This is a genomic window from Kitasatospora sp. NPDC087315, from assembly GCF_044744345.1.
Taxonomy (GTDB): domain Bacteria; phylum Actinomycetota; class Actinomycetes; order Streptomycetales; family Streptomycetaceae; genus Kitasatospora.
In genome coordinates this window covers 109,815-128,545 of record NZ_JBIUYD010000009.1, presented here as the reverse complement: position 1 = coordinate 128,545, position 18,731 = coordinate 109,815, and the positions used below count along the sequence as shown (strand labels likewise).

The window sequence follows — 18,731 nt, the reverse complement described above, 5'->3', positions numbered from 1 at the left end:
CGGTGCGCAAGGCCGCTCGGGACGGGAAGCGGCTCAGAACGGGAAGCGGCTGCGCCCGTGCTGGACGGAGATCCACTTCACCGTGGTGAACGCGTCCACCGTCGACTCGCCGTTCAGCCGGCCCACGCCCGAGTTCTTCTCGCCGCCGAAGGGGACGATCGCCTCGTCGGCGATGGTGCCGTCGTTGACGTGGATCATGCCGGTCTCGATCCGCTTGGCCACCCGGACGCCACGCTCGACGTCCGCGGTGTGCACCGCGCCGCTGAGGCCGAACGGGGTGTCGTTGGCGAGCCGGACCGCCTCGTCCTCCCCGTCGAACGGGACCACCAGCACGACCGGGCCGAACAGTTCGCGCTGGAGGATCGGCGCGCCGGCCGGCAGGCCACCGAGCACGACCGGGTCCATCAGGCTGCCGCTGGTCCCGCCGCGCAGCAGCGCGGTGGCGCCGGAGGCGATCGCCTGGTCGACCTGGACGGTGAGGGAGTCGGCCTGGACGGGGTTGATCAGCGGGCCGATCTGGGTGGCCGGGTCCTTCGGGTCGCCGACCTTCAGCGAGGCGACCTTGCGGACGAACTTCTCGGTGAACTCGGCCTCGATGCCGCGGTCCACCAGCACCCGGTTGGCGGCCATGCAGACCTGGCCCTGGTGGGCGAAGCGGCTGAACACCGCCGCGTCCACCGCGTAGTCGATGTCGGCGTCGTCCAGCACGATCAGCGCGCTGTTCCCGCCGAGTTCCAGTACCGTCCGCTTGAAGTGCGAGGCGGCGACGGTGGCGACGTGCCGGCCCACCTTGTCGGAGCCGGTGAAGGAGATCACCTTGGGCACGGGGTGCTCGATGAAGGCGTCGCCGATCTCGGCGATGTCGGTGACCACGACGTTCAGCAGGCCGGCCGGCAGGCCCGCCTCCTCGAAGATCCTGGCGATCAGGGTGCCGCCGACCACCGGGGTCTCCTGGTGCGGCTTGAGCACCACGCCGTTGCCGAGGGCCAGGGCCGGGGCGACGGCCTTCAGCGACAGGAACAGCGGGAAGTTGAACGGGCTGATCACACCGACCACGCCGACCGGGAGGCGGTAGAGGCGGTTCTCCTTGCCGTCCACCGGCGAGGGCAGCAGCCGGCCCTCGGCGCGCAGTGACAGCTGCATCGACTCGCGCAGCATGTCCTTGGTGAGGGCGAGTTCGAACCCGGCCTTGAGCGCGGTGCCGCCCAGCTCGGCCATGATGGCCTCGGTGATCTCCTGCTCGCGCTCCTCGACGATGCGCAGCGCGCGCTCGAAGACCAGCCGGCGGGCGTAGGGGTTGGTGGCGGCCCACTCCTTCTGCGCCCGCTCGGCGGCCCGGTACGCCTGGTCGATCTCCTCGACGGTGGCGACGGTGATGGCGGCGATCTTGTCGCCGGTGAAGGGATCCACGTCGACGATGTCCCAGGATCCGCTGCCGGCCCGCCACTCGCCGTCGATGTACTGCAGCGCCAACTCGGAAAGGTACGACATCTGATCCCTCTCGTGCCGATTGGGGAAAACCCTACGATCAGATCTGATCGGCACTCATCGTACTGACGCTTTACAGTTCTTGGCGTACGGAGCGAAGAAGTTCCCGTGTCCGCTCGGGGGACAGGCCGTCGCCCAGCAGGCCGTTCATCGCGTCCGTGTACTCGGCCACCTCGGCGGGCTTGTCCAGATAGAGCGCGGTGGTGAACTGCTCCAGGTAGACCACGTCGGAGAGCTCCGGCTCGGCGAAGCTCAGCACCGAGAACGCGCCGCCCTCCGCGCGCAGGCCGCCGAAGCCCAGCGGCATCACCTGCAGCACCACGTGCGGCAGTTCGGTCAGCTCCAGCAGCCGGTCGATCTGCGCCCGCATCACCCCGGATCCGCCCCAGGGGCGGCGCAGCGCGGCCTCGTCCAGGACGGCCAGCAGCCGGGGCGCCCGCTCGGCGGTGAGCACCTCCTGGCGCTTGAGCCGGACCTCCACCCGCCGTTCGATCTCCTCGGCCTCGGTGACATGGCCGCCGACGGCGATCACCGCCCGCGCGTAGTCGGCGGTCTGCAGCAGGCCGTGGACGAACTGGACCTCGTAGCTGCGGATCTCGGCGGCGGCCTCCTCCAGTCCGACGTAGGTCTGGAACCAGCCCGGCAGGACGTCGCCGTACCCGTGCCACCAGGACGTCGCGTTGGCGTCCCGGACCAGCCCGAGGACGGAGGCCCGCTCCTGCTCGGCCTCGACGCCGTACAGGGTGAGCAGGTCGGCGACGTCGCGCTCCTTGAAGCCGACCCGGCCGAGCTCCATCCGGCTGATCTTCGACTCGGAGGCCCTGATCGAATAACCGGCCTCCTCCCGGCTGACACCCCGGGCCTCGCGCAGCCGGCGCAGCTGGGATCCCAGCAGCAGGCGCCGTACCGTGGCACCCCCGCCTGCCTGAGTCGTGCTCATCGCGTGAACCTCCGCACCTCGCGCAGCCCCCCGGCCGTCGGCGGCAGTCTGCCACCTGGCACCGACAAACAACAGCCCGTGAGCACAGGCGCTCACGGTGTGCTAGTCCCCCGCACCACCGCACCCCGGTGACCTGGCCCGCAGCACAGAACGGCGCCTGCCCTCCACTGGTCGGGGAGAGGGCAGGCGCCAGGGACCGCGTTGGCCCGGCGACGCTGACGGGAGAGCGGCTCATGTTGCCCGGCGATGCGGCGCCGGACGTTCAGGGGGTGTCAGACCACCAGGGGGCGGTCGGTCGGGCGGATCGGGGCGGGCAGCGGGGTCTTGCCGCCGAGGTACCGGTCCACCGCGGCCGCGGCCGAGCGGCCCTCCGCGATGGCCCAGACGATCAGCGACTGTCCGCGCCCTGCATCACCGCAAACGTACACGCCGTCCACGGTGGTGGCGAACTTGCCGTCCCGCGCGACGTTGCCACGGGCGTCCAGCTCGACGCCGAGCTGCTCGACCAGGCCGTTGCGGACGTCCGTGCCGGTGAAGCCCATGGCCAGGGTGACCAGCTGCGCCGGGATGGCCCGCTCGGTGCCGGGGACGGGCTCGAACCGGCCGTCCTTGAACTCGACCTCGACGAGGTGGAGCTCCTGGACGTTGCCGTCCTCGTCGCCGGTGAAGCGGGTGGTGTTCACGGCGTAGATCCGGTCACCGCCCTCCTCGTGCGCGGAGGTGACCTTGTAGGTCATCGGCATGGTCGGCCAGGGCTGGTGGCCGGGGCGCTCGTCGGCCGGCCGGGGCATGATCTCCAGCTGGGTGACGGAGGCCGCGCCCTGGCGCAGCGCGGTGCCGAGGCAGTCGGCGCCGGTGTCGCCGCCGCCGATGACGACGACGTGCTTGCCCTTGGCGCTGATCGGGGACTCGACGAAGTCGCCCTCCTGCACCTTGTTGGCCAGCGGCAGGTACTCCATGGCCTGGTGGATGCCCTTGAGCTCGCGCCCGGGCACCGGCAGGTCGCGGGCGGTGGTCGCACCCGCCGCGACCACGACGGCGTCGAAGCGCTCGCGCAGCTGCTGGCCGGTGATGTCCTCGCCGACGTGGACACCGGTGCGGAACCGGGTGCCCTCCGCGCGCATCTGCTCGACGCGGCGGTTGATGTGGCGCTTCTCCATCTTGAACTCGGGGATGCCGTAGCGCAGCAGGCCGCCGATGCGGTCGGCGCGCTCGTACACCACCACGGTGTGCCCGGCCCGGGTGAGCTGCTGGGCGGCGGCGAGTCCGGCCGGGCCCGAGCCCACCACGGCGACGGTCTTGCCGGAGAGCCGCTCGGGGATCTGCGCGGCGACGCCGCCCCGGTCCCAGGCCTTGTCGATGATGGTGACCTCGACGTTCTTGATGGTCACCGCGTCCTGGTTGATGCCGAGGACGCACGCGGACTCACAGGGCGCGGGGCAGAGCCGCCCGGTGAACTCCGGGAAGTTGTTGGTCGCGTGCAGGCGCTCGATGGCGCCGGACCAGTCGTCCCGGTAGGCGAGGTCGTTCCACTCGGGGATGAGGTTCCCGAGCGGGCAGCCGTTGTGGCAGAACGGGATGCCGCAGTCCATGCAGCGGCCGGCCTGCTTGGTGATGATCGGCAGGAGGCTGCGCTCGACGTAGACCTCGTTCCAGTCCCGCAGACGCACGTCCACGGGCCGGCGCTCGGCCAGCTGCTTGCCGGTGGTCAGGAAGCCCTTGGGGTCAGCCACGTGCCGCCTCCATCATCTTGCGAGTGGTCTCGGACTCGGAGAGTCCATCGCGCTCAGCGGCGTCCTTGGCGGCGAGCACAGCCTTGTAGTCGGTCGGCATGATCGTGGAGAAGCGGGAGACCCCGCTGCCCCAGTCGGCCAGGAGCTCGGCGGCCACGGTGGAGCCGGTCTCCTCGTAGTGCTGCTGCACGGTCGCGCGCAGCCAGTCGCGGTCGTCGGCGCTCGGGGCCTCGATGCCCACCATGCCGTCGTTGACGTTCGCGGGGCGCAGGTCCAGCACGTAGGCGACACCGCCGGACATGCCCGCCGCGAGGTTGCGTCCGGTCTCGCCGAGGATGACGACCCGGCCGCCGGTCATGTACTCCAGGCCGTGGTCGCCCACGCCCTCGACGACCAGGGTGGCGCCGGAGTTGCGGACGGCGAAGCGCTCGCCGGCCTTGCCGCGCAGGTGGATCCGGCCGCTGGTGGCGCCGTAGCCGATGGTGTTGCCGGCGATGACGTGGTTCTGGGCGTCGTTGCCGATGGCGGCGGCGTCGCGGGCCGGGCGGACGATCACCACACCGCCGGAGAGGCCCTTGCCGACGTAGTCGTTGGCGTCGCCCTCCAGGCGCAGGGTGATGCCGCTCGGCACGAAGGCGCCGAAGGACTGCCCGGCCGAGCCGGTGAAGGTGACGTCGATGGTCCCCTCCGGCAGGCCCTCGCCGCGGTACCGCTTGGTCACCTCGTGGCCGAGCATGGTGCCGACGGTGCGGTTGACGTTGCGGATCGGCAGCTGGATGCGGACGGCGTCGCCGTTCTCCAGCGCGTCCTGGGCGAGCACGATCAGCTGGTTGTCGAGGGCCTTGTCGAGTGCGTGGTCCTGCGTGGTGGTGCGGTGCAGGGCCGCGCCCTCGGGCAGCTCGGGGACGTGGAAGAGCGGGGCCAGGTCGAGCCCGGCGGCCTTCCAGTGGTCGATCGCGGACTCGGCGTTGATGTGCTCGGCGTGGCCGACGGCCTCCTCGATCGTGCGGAAGCCCAGCCCGGCGAGGATCTCGCGGACCTCCTCGGCGATGAACTCGAAGAAGTTGACCACGAACTCGGGCTTGCCGGAGAAGCGTTCGCGCAGCACCGGGTTCTGGGTGGCGACGCCGACCGGGCAGGTGTCGAGGTGGCAGACGCGCATCATGATGCAGCCGGAGACGACCAGCGGCGCGGTGGCGAAGCCGAACTCCTCGGCGCCGAGCAGCGCGGCGATGACCACGTCGCGGCCGGTCTTCAGCTGGCCGTCGGTCTGCACCACGATGCGGTCGCGCAGGCCGTTGAGCAGCAGGGTCTGCTGGGTCTCGGCGAGGCCGAGCTCCCAGGGGCCGCCGGCGTGCTTGAGCGAGGTGAGCGGCGAGGCGCCGGTGCCGCCGTCGTGGCCGGAGACCAGCACCACGTCCGCGTGCGCCTTGGAGACGCCCGCCGCGACCGTGCCGACGCCGACCTCGGAGACCAGCTTCACGTGGACGCGGGCCGCCGGGTTGGCGTTCTTGAGGTCGTGGATCAGCTGGGCCAGATCCTCGATGGAGTAGATGTCGTGGTGCGGCGGCGGGGAGATCAGGCCGACGCCCGGGGTGGAGTGCCTGGTCCTGGCGACCCACGGGTAGACCTTGTGGCCGGGCAGCTGGCCGCCCTCGCCGGGCTTGGCGCCCTGGGCCATCTTGATCTGGATGTCGTCCGCGTTGACCAGGTACTCGGAGGTGACGCCGAACCGGCCGGAGGCGACCTGCTTGATCGCCGAGCGGCGCTCCGGGTCGTACAGGCGGTCCGGGTCCTCGCCGCCCTCACCGGTGTTGGACTTGCCGCCGAGGCGGTTCATCGCGATGGCGAGGGTCTCGTGCGCCTCACGGGAGATGGAGCCGTACGACATGGCGCCGGTGGAGAAGCGCTTGACGATCTCGGAGACCGGCTCGACCTCCTCGACCGGGACGGGGGTGCGGCCGAGGGCGTCCAGCCGGAACAGGCCGCGCAGCGTCATCAGGCGCTCGGACTGCTCGTTCACCCGGTCCGTGTACTGCTTGAAGATGTCGTACCGGCGGTTGCGGGTGGAGTGCTGGAGCCGGAAGACGGTGTCCGGGTCGAACAGGTGCGGCTCGCCCTCGCGGCGCCACTGGTACTCGCCGCCGATGTCCAGCGCGCGGTGCGCGGCGGGGATGCCGGAGGCCGGGTAGGCCTTGGCGTGCCGGGCGGCGGTCTCCTTGGCGATCTCGTCCAGGCCGATGCCGCCGAGCTTGGTGGTGGTGCCGGCGAAGTAGGCGCGGACCAGCTGCTCGGAGAGGCCGATCGCCTCGAAGACCTGCGCGCCGCGGTAGGAGGCGACGGTGGAGATGCCCATCTTGGACATGACCTTGAGCACGCCCTTGCCGAGCGCCTTGATCAGGTTCCGGATGGCCTTCTCGGGCTCGATGCCGGTCAGGAAGGTCCCCTGGGCGACCAGGTCCTCGACGGACTCCATGGCCAGGTACGGGTTGACCGCGCCGGCGCCGTAGCCGATCAGCAGGGCGACGTGGTGGACCTCGCGGACGTCGCCGGCCTCGACCAGCAGCGACACCTGGGTGCGCTGCTTGGTGCGGATCAGGTGGTGGTGGATCGCCGAGGTGAGCAGCAGCGAGGGGATCGGGGCGTGCTCGGCGTCGGAGTGCCGGTCGGAGAGGACGACGATCCGGGCGCCCTCGGCGATCGCCGCGTCGGCCTCGGCGGCGATCCCGGCCAGGCGGGCGGCCAGTCCCTCGCCGCCGGTGGCGACCTTGTAGAGGCCGGAGAGCGTGACGGCCTTGAGGCCGGGCTGGTCGCCGTCGGCGTTGACGTGGACGAGCTTGGCCAGCTCGTCGTTGTCGATCACCGGGAAGGTGATGCCGACCGAGCGACAGGAGGCGGCCTCGGCGGCCAGCAGGTTGCCCTCCGGGCCGAGGTTGCTCAGCAGCGAGGTGACGAGCTCCTCGCGGATGGCGTCCAGCGGCGGGTTGGTGACCTGTGCGAAGAGCTGCACGAAGTAGTCGAAGAGCAGTCGCGGCTTCTCGGAGAGCGCGGCGATCGGGCTGTCGGTGCCCATCGAGCCGAGCGCCTCGCCGCCGGTCTTCGCCATCGGGGCGAGGATGACCCGCAGCTCCTCCTCGGTGTAGCCGAAGGTCTGCTGACGGCGCGTCACCGAGGCGTGGGTGTGGGCGATGTGCTCGCGCTCGGGGAGCTTGGCGAGCTGGATCTGGCCGGCCGCGACCCACTCCGCGTAGGGGTGCTCGGAGGCCAGCGCGGACTTGAGCTCCTCGTCCTCGACGATGCGGTGCTCCGCGGTGTCGACGAGGAACATCCTGCCGGGCTGGAGCCGGCCCTTCCTGACGACCTTCTCCTGCTCGATGTCGAGGACGCCGACCTCGGAGGAGAGGACGACCAGGCCGTCCTCGGTGATCCAGTAGCGGGCCGGACGCAGGCCGTTGCGGTCCAGGACGGCGCCGATCTGGGTGCCGTCGGTGAAGGTGACGCAGGCCGGGCCGTCCCAGGGCTCCATCAGGTTGGAGTGGTACTGGTAGAACGCGCGGCGGGCCGGGTCCATGGTGGCGTGGTTCTCCCACGCCTCCGGGATCATCATCAGCACCGAGTGCGGCAGCGAGCGGCCGCCGAGGTGGAGCAGCTCCAGGACCTCGTCGAAGGAGGCCGAGTCGGAGTGGTCCGGGGTGCAGACCGGGAAGATCCGCTCCAGGCCCCGCCCGTCGGCGGAGGCCGGGATGAGGTCGGTGGCGAGCTGGGACTCGCGGGCGGTCATCCAGTTCCGGTTGCCCTTGACCGTGTTGATCTCGCCGTTGTGCGCGACGAAGCGGTACGGGTGGGCGAGCGGCCAGCTCGGGAAGGTGTTGGTGGAGAAGCGCGAGTGCACCAGGCCGAGCGCGGAGGCGTAGAGCCGGTCCGACAGGTCGGGGAAGAAGGGCTCCAGCTGGCCGGTGGTCAGCATGCCCTTGTAGACGATGGTGCGGGCGGAGAGCGACGGGAAGTAGACGCCCGCTTCGCGCTCGGCGCGCTTGCGGACGACGAAGGCGACCCGGTCCAGCTCGATGCCGGCCTTCTCCGGGTGCGACAGGAAGACCTGGCGGAAGCGCGGCATCACGCTGCGGGCGGTCGTGCCCAGCAGGTCCGGGGTGACCGGGACGTCGCGCCAGCCGAGGACGGTCAGGCCCTCCTCGGCGGCGATCGCGGCGATCCGGGCGACGGCGGCCGCGTCGGCGTCCGGGAGGAAGGCGATGCCGACGGCGTAGGAGCCGGCCGCGGGCAGCTCGAAGGGGACCTTGGCGCGCAGGAAGGCGTCCGGGATCTGGGTGAGGATGCCCGCGCCGTCACCGGAGTCCGGCTCGGCGCCGGTGGCACCGCGGTGCTCCAGGTTGCGCAGGACGGTCAGCGCCTGCTCGACGATCTTGTGATCGGCGATGCCGGTCAGCGTGGCGACGAAGCCGACGCCACAGGCGTCGTGCTCGTTCCGCGGGTCGTACAGGCCCTGAGCAGCAGGTCGCGCATCCGGAACGAGCGCGTACGGCGGGCGGACCGCGCCGGCCTGGGGCTCGTTGGCGGAGTGCATGGATGCAGACAGCATCGGCTCTCCCGTCGTCGTCTTGAGCAATGAGCTTGGGCAATAGGGACGACGTTGGCCCTCTGCGAGTTGGTGCAGGTTACATGATGCCGGAGATCCCGGGGAGTGGGACATCACGTCCATATAGCGGACATGACCCCAGGTCAGAGGCTATTACCTGCTAGTAGTCCGGGTGGCGGGAGACAGCTGTCCGGCCACGCGCTCCCTCAAGTGTGCCCCCACCCCCGGGGACCGAAACAGGGGCGAAATCCCCCGTCGGCACGACCGCCCCTAGAGCGCCTTCGATTCGATCCCCCGAAACCGGCCCGGCGATGGAAACCCTCGAAAGGGCGGGCTCGCGACCCACGACCAAAAAAGCGGGCCGTCCGACCCGTGTGCGGAACGTCACGCAGTACACGGCATAACCATGCAGTCACCGCGCGCCGGTCCCGCACCCCTCCGCGCCCCCGCCGGCCCGTCCACCACCTCCACCGCCCCCGGCCCCCGCCCCCGGCCCCCGCCGCCGGCCCGCCGCCCGCCGGCCTCAGCCGACGTGCCCGCCGATCAGCCAGCCCAGCAGATACGTCACCCCGGCCGCCGCACCGCCCAGCACCAGCTGCCGCAGCCCGCTGTACCACCAGTTGCGCGCCGTCACCCGGGCCACCACCGCACCGCAGGCGAACAGGCCGACCACCGCGATCAGCAGCGCCGGCAGCAGCGAGGTCGCGCCCAGCAGGTACGGCAGCAGCGGCAGCAGCGCGCCGACCGCGAAGCAGACGAACGAGGACCCGGCCGCCACCCACGGCGAGGGCAGGTCGTTGGGGTCTATGCCCAGCTCCTCCCGGGCGTGGATCTCCAGCGTCTGGTCCGGATCGGCGGAGAGCTGCCGCGCCACCTCGTGCGCCAGCGCCGGCTCCACCCCGCGGGCCACGTACAGCTGTGCCAGCTCGGCCAGCTCGCCGTGCGGGTTGCGGTGCAGCTCCAGCCGCTCGGCCTCGATCTCGGCCTGCACCAGCTCGCGCTGCGAGGCCACCGAGGTGTACTCCCCCGCGGCCATCGAGCAGGCGCCGGCCGCCAGGCCCGCGAGGCCGGTCAGCACCACCGTGCCGCTGGAGACCGCACCGCCGACCACACCGGTCATCAGCGCGAAATTGGAGACCAGCCCGTCCATCGCGCCGAACACGGCGGGCCGCAGCCAGCCGCCGTTCACATCGCGGTGGTGCCCCGCAGCAGGGATGCGGGGGTGGTTCCCGGCCTCGGGCTCAAGGGTGGTCGCACTCACTTTTTCGGGCCTCCGTTCGATCGTCTGACCTGAACGTAGCCCGCCCGACCTGGGCATTTCCAGCAAAGTAAGGCTGTCCGAACAGCGCTCCGGCCGCCCTGCGCACGCGGTGCGGGGGCGGCCGGAGAGAGAAGAGGTCGCAGGTCAGGTGAGGTTCTTGGCGTCCTTGCCGGCCTTGTCGGCGGCCGCACCGGCGGGCGCCGCGTCCACCTTTTCGTCCGAGGAACGGGACGGCTTGCCCGCCGAGGCCTTCGCGGCCTTCGGCTCCGAGCCTTCCGCGGCCTTCGCCTTCGAGTCCTCGACGGCCGCGACGGAGGCGGCGGAAGCACCCGCGCCCTCGGCGTCGTTCGCCGCCGGGTCGATGCTCGCCGGGTCCTCCCGGCCGGGCCGCTTCCGGCCGACGATCACGAGGTAGGCGACGGCGCCCAGGAAGACCGCGATCGCGGTCCAGTCGTTGATCCGCAGACCCAGGACGTGGTGGGCTTCGTCGATCCGCAGGTACTCGGTCCAGAACCGGCCCGCCGTGTACGCGGCCGCGTACAGCGCGAAGGCCCGGCCGTGCCCGAGGGTGAACCGGCGGTCCGCCCAGATCACCAGCAGCGCGACTCCCACGCACCAGAGCGACTCGTACAGGAAGGTCGGGTGGTAGATGCCCTTGACCACCTCGCCGCCGGGCAGGGTCTTGTCGATCTCCAGCCCCCACGGCAGCGTGGTCTCCCGGCCGTACAGCTCCTGGTTGAACCAGTTGCCCCAGCGGCCGAACGCCTGGGCGAGCGCGATACCGGGCGCGATGGCGTCGGCGTACGCGGGCAGCGGCACGCCCCGGCGGCGGGCGCCGATCCAGGCACCGACCGCGCCGAGCGCGACGGCACCCCAGATACCGAGGCCGCCCTCCCAGATCTTGAAGGCGTTCCAGGGGTTCTTGCCGTCACCGAAGTAGAGCTGGTGATCGGTGATCACGTGGTACAGCCGACCGCCGACCAGGCCGAACGGCACGGCCCAGACGGCGATGTCGCCGACCGTGTGCTTGGCACCGCCCCGGGCGACCCAGCGCTTGCTGCCGAGCCAGACGGCCACGACGACACCGAGGATGATGCAGAAGGCGTAGGCGCGCAGCGGGATCGGTCCGAGGTACAGGACGCCCCGCGACGGGCTGGGAATGTAGGCGATATCCATGGCAGCTCCGACGCTACAGGGTCGACAGCCCGCGCCGGGCACCCCCGGGGTCACAGATGCCGAACAACGGGGTGCGGAAGGCGCCGCCGCCCCCTCCGGACGGGAAGGGGACGACGGTGGCCGACGAGCGGGGCGGGTGCCTCAGCCGGCGTTCGGCGACGGGTTGTTGGCCTCCGAGGCGGTACTGCTCGGCGCCGGGGACTGCCCGTGCGATCCGGGTGTCCCCAGCTGCTTGCCCTGGTTGGCGGCGTCCACCCACTTCACCAGGTTCTCCGGGGTGATCTCCTCGTTGCCGTTCTTCGGGTAGATCGGCTGGCCGTTGAGCAGCACCGTCGGCGTGGACTTGTAGCTGGACTTGTCGAAGTCCTGCTGCACGGCGGAGACCCAGCCGCCGAACTTGTTCTCGTTGACACAGGCCTCGAAGGCCGGCGTGTCCAGGCCGTTGACCTGCTTGGCCAGGTTGATCAGGGTGGCCTTGTTGCCGAAGGCGTCGTTGGTCTCTTCCGGCTGGTTGCGGTAGAGCACGTCGTGGAAGTCGCGGTAGTGCCCGGCGTCCTGGGCGCAGGCCAGCGCGTTGGCGCCGTACTTGGAGCCCTTGCCCGACACGGCCCGGTCGATGAACGAGACGACGTGGGCGTTGGTGTAGATCTTGCCCTGGTCCTCGAGCTGGTCGATGGTGGGGGCGAGCTCGCGCTCGAAGATGCCGCAGGCGGGGCAGCGCGGGTCCTCGTAGACGGTGAGGACGGACGGGGCGTCGGCCGCGCCGACCGGGATGACCAGGTTCTTGTCGCCGATCGTGCCGGCCGGGGCGGCGGTCGGGGTCTCCGGCTTGGAGCGCTCGTTCTGTACGACCACGCCGGTGACCACGGCGGCGGCGATCACCGCCAGGACCACCCCGCCGATCACCAGCTTCTTCTTCTTCCTGGTGCGGGCCTCGTCGGCCACCCGCTCCGCCTGCATCCGCTCGCGGGCGGTGCGCTTGCCTTCTCGGTTCTTCTCGCTCATTGCCTTGGGTCCAGGGTCGGGGTGCGGATGGGGTGGGGGTGGGATGTGCCGGTCAGCTCGCCAGCCAGCCGTCCACCGAGAGCCTGGTCCGGGGCCGCCGGAGCAGCCACCCGGCCAGCAGCAGGAACCCGGTGTCGCGCAGGATCTCCTGCAGGTACTCGGTCTGCGAGGCGTCCACCGCTCCGCCGCCGCCGAAGCAGCCGCAGTCGATGGAGATGCCGCGCGCCCAGGCGGAGGCGATCCCGGCGATGAAGGCGAGCAGCAGCAGGGCGGAGACGCCCGCGACCAGCCGGACACCGAAGCCGATGACCAGCAGCAGGGCGAGCGCCAGCTCCAGGAACGGCAGGGCGTAGCCGACCGGCTTGACCAGCGCCTCCGGCAGGATCTCGTAGGCGCGCACCGCCTGGGCGGCCTCGGCCGGGTCGGCGATCTTGGCCAGACCGGCCCAGCCCCAGACCACGGCGAGGCCCAGCCGGGCGGCCGTACCGAGCCATTCGGTCCAGGCCGGCCAGACCCGCCGTACCGTGGGCGCGGTGCCGCTCCGCTGCGCTGCCGAGCCGGCCATCGGGAAACCCCCCTCGGGAAACTCGTTCACTTCCTGATGAACCGTAAGGGATGAAGGACGGTTCCTCCATTTTCAGGAATTAAGCCGGATGAGTGACACCTGATGACGGTGTGTCCGAATCCGTTCTAACGCCCGTTCGGCTCGCACTCCGGCGGCCGTCCCGGCTCGTCCGCGGCGGGCCGCCCCCGCGGGTACGAGCGCGCCGCCCTGACCACCACGTCCGCCCGGGCCACCGCGTCCGCCCGGGCCGCCCCGGCGCAGACGGACGCGTCCCGCTCGGCCCGCTCCGCACCCCGCCTGGCCAGCGCCTGCCCGACCTCGGTGTCGGCCCCGACGGCGGCGCTCAGCGCCAGCACGGCCGCGGCCGCCCGCAACAGGACGGCTCGCTGGAGACCAGGCACCGGCAGACCCCTTCGCTCGCTCCGTGCCCGCCGCAAGCCGCCGGGCACGTCGTTCGTGCACTCGTCCCTCCACTCAACGCCGGTCAACCCCGCCTGATGCGTCTCCCCCGCACTGTTCACCCGTTCGGGGTCCGACCGGCCCCGGCGGGACCGCCCCGGAAACGCCCGACGGCCCGCCACCCCGGGCGGGGTGGCGGGCCGTCGGGCACGAATGCCGTCGGCGGGTGCCGTCAGCGGCGGCGGACGCCCTCGGCCAGCTCGCCGGCCAGCGCGCGCACGGCCGCCAGCGCGGTCGGCTCGTCGCCGTCGGCGTCCAGGATGCGCTGGACGAACGCGGAGCCCACGATCACGCCGTCCGCGAAGCCGGCCACCTCGGCGGCCTGGTCGGCGGTCGAGACGCCGAGGCCGACGCAGACCGGCAGCTCGGTGGTGGCCCGGGTCCGGGCGACCAGGTCCTCGGCGAGGTTGCCGACCTGGGCCCGGGTGCCGGTCACGCCCATCACGGCGGCCGCGTAGACGAAGCCGCTGCCGGCCGCGGTCACCTCGGCGAGGCGCTTGTCCTTGCTGCTGGGGGCGACCACGAACACGGTGTCCAGACCGTGCTCGTCCGCCGCCTTGCGCCACTCCTCGGACTCCTCCACCGGCAGGTCCGGCAGGATGCAGCCCGCGCCGCCCGCGGCGGCCAGGTCCGCGGCGAAGCGCGCGGTGCCGTAGCGGTCGACCGGGTTCCAGTACGTCATGACCAGCACCGCCGCCTCGGGGTGCGCGGTGGCGACCTCCTGGACGGTGTGCAGCACGTCCTTGATCCGCACCCCGCCCCGCAGCGCGATGTCGTCGGCGGTCTGGATGGTCGGGCCGTCCAGCACCGGGTCGGAGTGCGGCAGGCCGACCTCGACGATGTCGCAGCCGCCCTCGATCAGCGCGTTGACGGCGCGTACGCCGCCCTCCACGCTGGGGAAGCCGGCCGGCAGGTAGCCGATCAGCGCGGCGCGGTGCTCCGCCCCGGCCGCCGCCAGAATGCCACTGAGCTTCGAAGCCATGGTCACTTACCCCCGTTGGCGGCGCCGTCGGCAGCCTCGTCGTACAGGCCGAAGTACTGGGCCGCGGTGTGCATGTCCTTGTCGCCACGCCCGGAGAGCGAGACCAGGATGGTGGCCTCGGGGCCGAGCTCGCGGCCCAGCTCCAGGGCGCCGGCGAGCGCGTGGGCGCTCTCGATGGCCGGGATGATGCCCTCGGTGCGGGACAGCAGCCGCAGCGCCTGCATGGCGGCGTCGTCGGTGACCGGGCGGTACTCGGCCCGGCCGGTGTCCTTCAGCCAGGCGTGCTCCGGGCCGACGCCCGGGTAGTCGAGGCCGGCCGAGATGGAGTGCGACTCGATGGTCTGCCCGTCCTCGTCCTGCAGGACGTAGGTGCGCGAGCCGTGCAGCACACCGGGGTCGCCCTTGGTGAGGGTGGCGGCGTGCCGGGGGGTCTCGGCGCCCTCGCCGGCCGCCTCGCAGCCGATCAGGCGCACACCGGCGTCCGGGATGAACTCGTGGAAGATGCCCATCGCGTTGGAGCCGCCGCCGACGCAGGCGACCACGGCGTCCGGGAGCCTGCCGGTGCGGTCGAGGACCTGCTGGCGGGCCTCGACGCCGATGACCCGGTGGAAGTCCCGGACCATCATCGGGAACGGGTGCGGGCCGGCCACGGTGCCGAACAGGTAGTGGGTGGAGTCGACGTTGGCGACCCAGTCGCGGAACGCCTCGTTGATGGCGTCCTTGAGGGTGCGGCTGCCGGACTTGACGGCCACCACCTCGGCGCCGAGCATCCGCATCCGGGCGACGTTCAGCGCCTGGCGCTCGGTATCGACCTCGCCCATGTAGACGGTGCAGTCGAAGCCGAACAGCGCGCAGGCGGTGGCGGTGGCCACGCCGTGCTGGCCGGCGCCGGTCTCGGCGATGATCCGGGTCTTGCCCATCCGGCGGGTGAGCAGGGCCTGGCCCAGCACGTTGTTGATCTTGTGCGAGCCGGTGTGGTTGAGGTCCTCGCGCTTGAGCAGGACGCGCGCGCCGCCCGCCTCGGCGGAGAAGCGGTGCACGTCGGTCAGCGGGCTGGGACGGCCGGTGTAGTCCTTGAGCAGCGCGTTCAGCTCGGCGGCGAAGGCAGGGTCGGCCTTCGCCTTCTCGTACTCCTCGGCGACCTGTTCGACGGCGGCGACCAGCGCCTCCGGGATGAAGCGGCCGCCGTAGGCGCCGAAGTAGCCGCGGGCGTCCGGTACCTCGGCACCGGGCAGGTAGTCCTTCTCGGACATGGTGAAGTCCTTCTGGAAGATGACGGCAGTGACGTCGGAACGGCTGGGATCAGCCGGGCGTCCTGCGCCATCGGCGGCCCTGCACCTGCCCGGGCTCGCAGCCGATCACATAGCGCACCCGCCTGCCCAGCACCCGGCGTGCGGGCGCGCGGCAGCCGCGCGGGCGGCAACCGGGGGCGAGACGGGAGGCGAGTTTCATGGCGGCGGGGTCAGTCCTTGTGCCGCAGGGCGGGGTGGGCGCCGGCCGCGACCAGGTCGGCCACGGCGGCCCGCGGGTCCTTGCCGGTCACCAGGGACTCGCCGACCAGCACCGCGTCGGCGCCCAGGTTGGCGTACGAGATCACGTCCAGCGGGCCGCGCACGCCGGACTCGGCGACCTTGACGACACCGTCCGGGATGGCGTGGACGACGTTGCCGAAGGTGTTGCGGTCCACCTCAAGGGTCTTGAGGTTGCGGGCGTTGACGCCGATGATCCGCGCGCCGGCGTCCACCGCGCGGGCGATCTCCTCCTCGTCGTGCACCTCGATCAGCGGGGTGAGGCCGATCGACTCGGCGCGCTCGATCAGCGACACCAGGGCCGGCTGCTCCAGCGCGGCGACGATCAGCAGGGCCAGGTCGGCGCCGTGGGCGCGGGCCTCCCAGAGCTGGTAGGCGGTGACGATGAAGTCCTTGCGCAGCAGCGGGGTGTCCACCGCGGCCCGGACGGCGTCCAGGTCGGCCAGCGACCCGCCGAAGCGGCGCTGCTCGGTCAGCACGCTGATCGCGGCGGCCCCGCCGGCCGCGTAGTCGGTGGCCAGGGCGGCCGGGTCCGCGATCGCGGCCAGGGCGCCCTTGGACGGGCTGGAGCGCTTGACCTCGCAGATCACGCGTACACCGTCGCCCTTGAGGGCGGCGACGCCGTCCTTGGCGTCCGGGGCCTTGGCCGCGAGCTCCTTGAGCTCGTCCAGCGAGACCAGGGCCTGCCGCTCGGCGAGGTCCTCACGGACACCTTCGATGATCTTGTCGAGCACACTCACTCTTGCGCCCCCATCATGTTCTGCTAGTTCGGCTGGCGAAGAGCCGGACGGCCAGTGGGTCGGCCGGCTCTTCGATGGTATCGGCACCGGGGAGCGCGGGGCGCGGCAGCCCGGCGCGCGTCTCGCGGGCCGGACGCCCCCCACCTCGGCCGATCCCTCACGAACACCCCGGACGCGACGCCGGTACCGGGCCTCAGACCAGCGGTGGCGCCAGTCCCGCCCCGACCGGCAGATTGCGCACCACCGTGAAGACCAGCACCAGCAGGGCGATCAGCGCCCAGCGCCGCGCCCCGACCGAGACCCGGGGCGCCGGGCCGCCGCTCACCGCGGCCCACACCCAGCGGAGCCACAGCACTGCCAGGACGGCGAACAGCAGGACGGCGGGCGCGTTGTCGTGCAGCGCGCCGGTCAGGTCCCCGTGGCTGAGCGCGTGGACGCAGCGCAGACCGCCGCAGCCCGGGCACCACCAGCCGGTGGCGGCCAGGAACGGGCAGGTCGGGTAGTGACCGGGGGCGTTGGGATCCACCACCGCGATGTACACGGTGGGGAGGGCCACCGCGGCCAGGGCGGCCAGCGGAGGGCCCAGCCGGCGCACTGCGGGCGGCCGGGCGGAGGCGGTGGGGGCGGCGTTCACGCCCCTGATTGTGCCCGTTCGGTGCAAGCGGGGAGCAGAACGAAACGGCGGGCGTGGCGCCCGCCGTTCAGCCGTGCGAACTCCGGGGTCAGGCGGTGACGGCGGCGGCCGCGCGGTCCTCGGCGGTCTCCACGTTGACGCTCGGCTGCTTGCCCATGCCCGCCATCGACATGGCCTTGCCGACCACGCCGCCGAGCAGGATGACCGCCAGGCCGCCCCAGACCACCGGCACGGACGGGAGGATCATGGCGACGCCCGCGATCGCGAAGCCGATGAAGGAGATGGTCACGCCGGTCCAGGCGGCGGGGGTGTGGCCGTGTGCTGCTGCCGACATCTGATGGTGCTCCTTGCTTCTCCGGGCCCCGGCCGGGCCTGCGGGCCCCTCGCGGGTTGACGTGTTCCATTGTGCCGGGCCACACACCGGCACCCCAAAGGGGGTGGCGGGTCTATCGCGTCACAGCGCCCGGCCCGCCCCGGACGCCCCGGGCGGGCCGCTCAGACGGCCGTCGGGTCCTCGCCCCGGTCCAGCGCCTTCCACAGGTCGGCCGGCGTCTCGGCGGCCTTCGCCGGGGCCTTGCGGGTCGGCGCCTCGTAACGGCTGCCCATGGCCGGCCAGGACCGGCCGAAGCGGACGGTGAGCAGCCCGGCCGCGGCCAGCAGCAGCCCGCCGAACAGGGCGAGCCACGGCCAGGCCGAGCGGCTGACCTCGGTGGCCGTCGTCCCGGAGAGCGCGAGGATCCGGGCCGCCTCGCTGTCCAGCGCGGCGCTGTCGCCGGCGCCCGCCGCCGCGCTCGCGGCCGCGCCGAGACCGGCCAGCAGCGTGAGCACGCCGACCGCGACCCGCCCTGCGCCGCGGACCGCGAACACCGCGACCGCCGCCGCCAGCGCCACCAGCGCCAGCCCGCCGGGCAGTTCGGAGATCCGGCCGCCGGTGACGGACACCGCCAGCGTCCCGGCCCGGCCCTCGGCCCAGACCCGGCTCACCGCGGTCAGCACCAGGACGGCGCCCAGCGCGGTCAGCAGCAGCATCAGGCCGAGCGTCCGCCGCCCGGCCTTGGCGGGGGCGGCGGCGGGGGCGGGGGCGGGCCCGGCGTCGGGGCGGGGCTGGGGAGAGGCGCTCACCCGTCCACTATCCCCCGGCCGCCGCCCGGCTCCGCATCCGGGGTGGCCGGCCCGACCGGGAAGTCGTCGGTCCGCAGCACCAGCGTCCGCTCCGCCAGCGGCAGGAAGAGGTCGTTGCCGAACGGCACCCGCTCCGCCTCCCGGTACGTCCCGCCCGGCTGCGGCGCGCTGTGCACGGTGCAGACCGCCGCCACCGGGTCGACCACCACGTACAGCGGGATCCCGCACTCGGCGAGGAAGCGGTGCCGGCCGGCCGGGTCACCGGCCCGCCGCGACCGGTCGGTGACCTCCAGCACCGCCTCCAGGTCGGCGGCCCGGTAGCCGCCTCCGGCGGTGTGTTCCGCACCCGGCGCGACCACCGCGAGCTCGGCGGCCCGCCCGCTCCGCCCGGACGGCGCCCGGACGACGACGTCCTGGCGGACCGCGCCCCGGCCGGCCAGCTGGCCGTCGATCTGGGCCCTGGCCGCGGTGACGATCTGCTGCCGTTCGTCCGGCATCCT

Annotated in this window: 17 protein-coding genes; all 17 read right to left on the bottom strand. The window is 72.4% G+C overall.

What is annotated here, in order from left to right; all coding sequences use genetic code 11:
- Positions 1 to 33: 33 nt before the first annotated feature.
- Positions 34 to 1,491, bottom strand: coding sequence for an aldehyde dehydrogenase family protein (locus ACIO5D_RS15030; protein ID WP_363607363.1), 1,458 nt, complete (start codon positions 1,489 to 1,491; stop codon positions 34 to 36).
- 70 nt (positions 1,492 to 1,561) lie between these two features.
- Positions 1,562 to 2,428 (bottom strand): helix-turn-helix transcriptional regulator, encoded by an 867-nt coding sequence (locus tag ACIO5D_RS15025; RefSeq protein WP_363607362.1) that lies wholly within the window; start codon positions 2,426 to 2,428, stop codon positions 1,562 to 1,564.
- Between the two features lie 272 nt (positions 2,429 to 2,700).
- Positions 2,701 to 4,161 (bottom strand): glutamate synthase subunit beta, encoded by a 1,461-nt coding sequence (locus tag ACIO5D_RS15020; protein ID WP_363607361.1) that lies wholly within the window; start codon positions 4,159 to 4,161, stop codon positions 2,701 to 2,703.
- Entirely contained in the window at positions 4,154 to 8,746 is a 4,593-nt protein-coding gene (gltB, locus tag ACIO5D_RS15015) for a glutamate synthase large subunit (protein ID WP_400795531.1), read from the bottom strand. The genes ACIO5D_RS15020 and gltB overlap by 8 nt, the downstream gene beginning before the upstream one ends.
- Before the next feature lie 535 nt (positions 8,747 to 9,281).
- A complete protein-coding gene (locus tag ACIO5D_RS15010) occupies positions 9,282 to 10,019 on the bottom strand; it encodes a VIT1/CCC1 transporter family protein (protein ID WP_363607360.1) in 738 nt (245 codons plus the stop codon).
- Positions 10,020 to 10,163: 144 nt separating this feature from the next.
- The gene (gene lgt / locus ACIO5D_RS15005; RefSeq protein WP_400795342.1) at positions 10,164 to 11,195 is read right to left on the bottom strand and encodes a prolipoprotein diacylglyceryl transferase; all 1,032 of its coding nucleotides are present in this window, start codon (positions 11,193 to 11,195) and stop codon (positions 10,164 to 10,166) included.
- A gap of 141 nt (positions 11,196 to 11,336) precedes the next feature.
- The gene (locus ACIO5D_RS15000) at positions 11,337 to 12,200 is read right to left on the bottom strand and encodes a thioredoxin domain-containing protein (RefSeq protein ID WP_363607358.1); all 864 of its coding nucleotides are present in this window, start codon (positions 12,198 to 12,200) and stop codon (positions 11,337 to 11,339) included.
- 52 nt (positions 12,201 to 12,252) lie between these two features.
- The gene (locus tag ACIO5D_RS14995; protein ID WP_363607357.1) at positions 12,253 to 12,765 is read right to left on the bottom strand and encodes a MauE/DoxX family redox-associated membrane protein; all 513 of its coding nucleotides are present in this window, start codon (positions 12,763 to 12,765) and stop codon (positions 12,253 to 12,255) included.
- Positions 12,766 to 12,890: 125 nt separating this feature from the next.
- Positions 12,891 to 13,166, bottom strand: a complete 276-nt coding sequence (locus ACIO5D_RS14990; protein WP_363607356.1) for a hypothetical protein — start codon at positions 13,164 to 13,166, stop codon at positions 12,891 to 12,893.
- Positions 13,167 to 13,396: 230 nt separating this feature from the next.
- Positions 13,397 to 14,206: a tryptophan synthase subunit alpha gene (gene trpA, locus ACIO5D_RS14985; RefSeq protein WP_400656686.1), complete on the bottom strand. Its 810-nt coding sequence runs from the start codon at positions 14,204 to 14,206 to the stop codon at positions 13,397 to 13,399.
- Between the two features lie 2 nt (positions 14,207 to 14,208).
- Positions 14,209 to 15,459 carry a tryptophan synthase subunit beta gene (gene trpB, locus ACIO5D_RS14980; RefSeq protein ID WP_363607354.1) on the bottom strand — a complete coding sequence of 417 codons (1,251 nt, stop codon included), beginning with the start codon at positions 15,457 to 15,459 and terminating at the stop codon, positions 14,209 to 14,211.
- A gap of 49 nt (positions 15,460 to 15,508) precedes the next feature.
- Positions 15,509 to 15,658: a tryptophan biosynthesis modulator TrpM gene (trpM, locus tag ACIO5D_RS14975; protein ID WP_400656683.1), complete on the bottom strand. Its 150-nt coding sequence runs from the start codon at positions 15,656 to 15,658 to the stop codon at positions 15,509 to 15,511.
- A 10-nt stretch (positions 15,659 to 15,668) separates the two neighbouring features.
- Positions 15,669 to 16,475 (bottom strand): indole-3-glycerol phosphate synthase TrpC, encoded by an 807-nt coding sequence (trpC, locus tag ACIO5D_RS14970; RefSeq protein ID WP_363607353.1) that lies wholly within the window; start codon positions 16,473 to 16,475, stop codon positions 15,669 to 15,671.
- 193 nt (positions 16,476 to 16,668) lie between these two features.
- The gene (locus tag ACIO5D_RS14965) at positions 16,669 to 17,109 is read right to left on the bottom strand and encodes a DUF2752 domain-containing protein (RefSeq protein ID WP_363607352.1); all 441 of its coding nucleotides are present in this window, start codon (positions 17,107 to 17,109) and stop codon (positions 16,669 to 16,671) included.
- A gap of 88 nt (positions 17,110 to 17,197) precedes the next feature.
- Positions 17,198 to 17,443, bottom strand: coding sequence for an HGxxPAAW family protein (locus ACIO5D_RS14960; protein WP_363607351.1), 246 nt, complete (start codon positions 17,441 to 17,443; stop codon positions 17,198 to 17,200).
- 161 nt (positions 17,444 to 17,604) lie between these two features.
- On the bottom strand, positions 17,605 to 18,231 hold the full coding sequence (locus ACIO5D_RS14955) for a TIGR02234 family membrane protein (RefSeq protein WP_363607350.1): 627 nt from the start codon (positions 18,229 to 18,231) through the stop codon (positions 17,605 to 17,607).
- Complete coding sequence (locus tag ACIO5D_RS14950; RefSeq protein ID WP_400795339.1) at positions 18,228 to 18,728, bottom strand: Uma2 family endonuclease; 501 nt, start codon at positions 18,726 to 18,728, stop codon at positions 18,228 to 18,230. Before ACIO5D_RS14950 ends, ACIO5D_RS14955 begins: the two co-directional genes overlap by 4 nt.
- Positions 18,729 to 18,731 lie beyond the last annotated feature (3 nt).

Excerpts from the sequence above, each read along its gene's own strand:
- ACIO5D_RS15030 (WP_363607363.1), bottom strand. The coding sequence starts at position 1,491 with ATGTCGTACCTTTCCGAGTTGGCGCTGCAGTACATCGACGGCGAGTGG.
- ACIO5D_RS15025 (WP_363607362.1), bottom strand. The coding sequence starts at position 2,428 with ATGAGCACGACTCAGGCAGGCGGGGGTGCCACGGTACGGCGCCTGCTG.
- gltB (WP_400795531.1), bottom strand. The coding sequence starts at position 8,746 with ATGCACTCCGCCAACGAGCCCCAGGCCGGCGCGGTCCGCCCGCCGTAC.
- lgt (WP_400795342.1), bottom strand. The coding sequence starts at position 11,195 with ATGGATATCGCCTACATTCCCAGCCCGTCGCGGGGCGTCCTGTACCTC.
- ACIO5D_RS15000 (WP_363607358.1), bottom strand. The coding sequence starts at position 12,200 with ATGAGCGAGAAGAACCGAGAAGGCAAGCGCACCGCCCGCGAGCGGATG.
- ACIO5D_RS14995 (WP_363607357.1), bottom strand. The coding sequence starts at position 12,765 with ATGGCCGGCTCGGCAGCGCAGCGGAGCGGCACCGCGCCCACGGTACGG.
- trpA (WP_400656686.1), bottom strand. The coding sequence starts at position 14,206 with ATGGCTTCGAAGCTCAGTGGCATTCTGGCGGCGGCCGGGGCGGAGCAC.
- trpB (WP_363607354.1), bottom strand. The coding sequence starts at position 15,459 with ATGTCCGAGAAGGACTACCTGCCCGGTGCCGAGGTACCGGACGCCCGC.
- trpM (WP_400656683.1), bottom strand. The coding sequence starts at position 15,658 with ATGAAACTCGCCTCCCGTCTCGCCCCCGGTTGCCGCCCGCGCGGCTGC.
- ACIO5D_RS14960 (WP_363607351.1), bottom strand. The coding sequence starts at position 17,443 with ATGTCGGCAGCAGCACACGGCCACACCCCCGCCGCCTGGACCGGCGTG.
- ACIO5D_RS14950 (WP_400795339.1), bottom strand. The coding sequence starts at position 18,728 with ATGCCGGACGAACGGCAGCAGATCGTCACCGCGGCCAGGGCCCAGATC.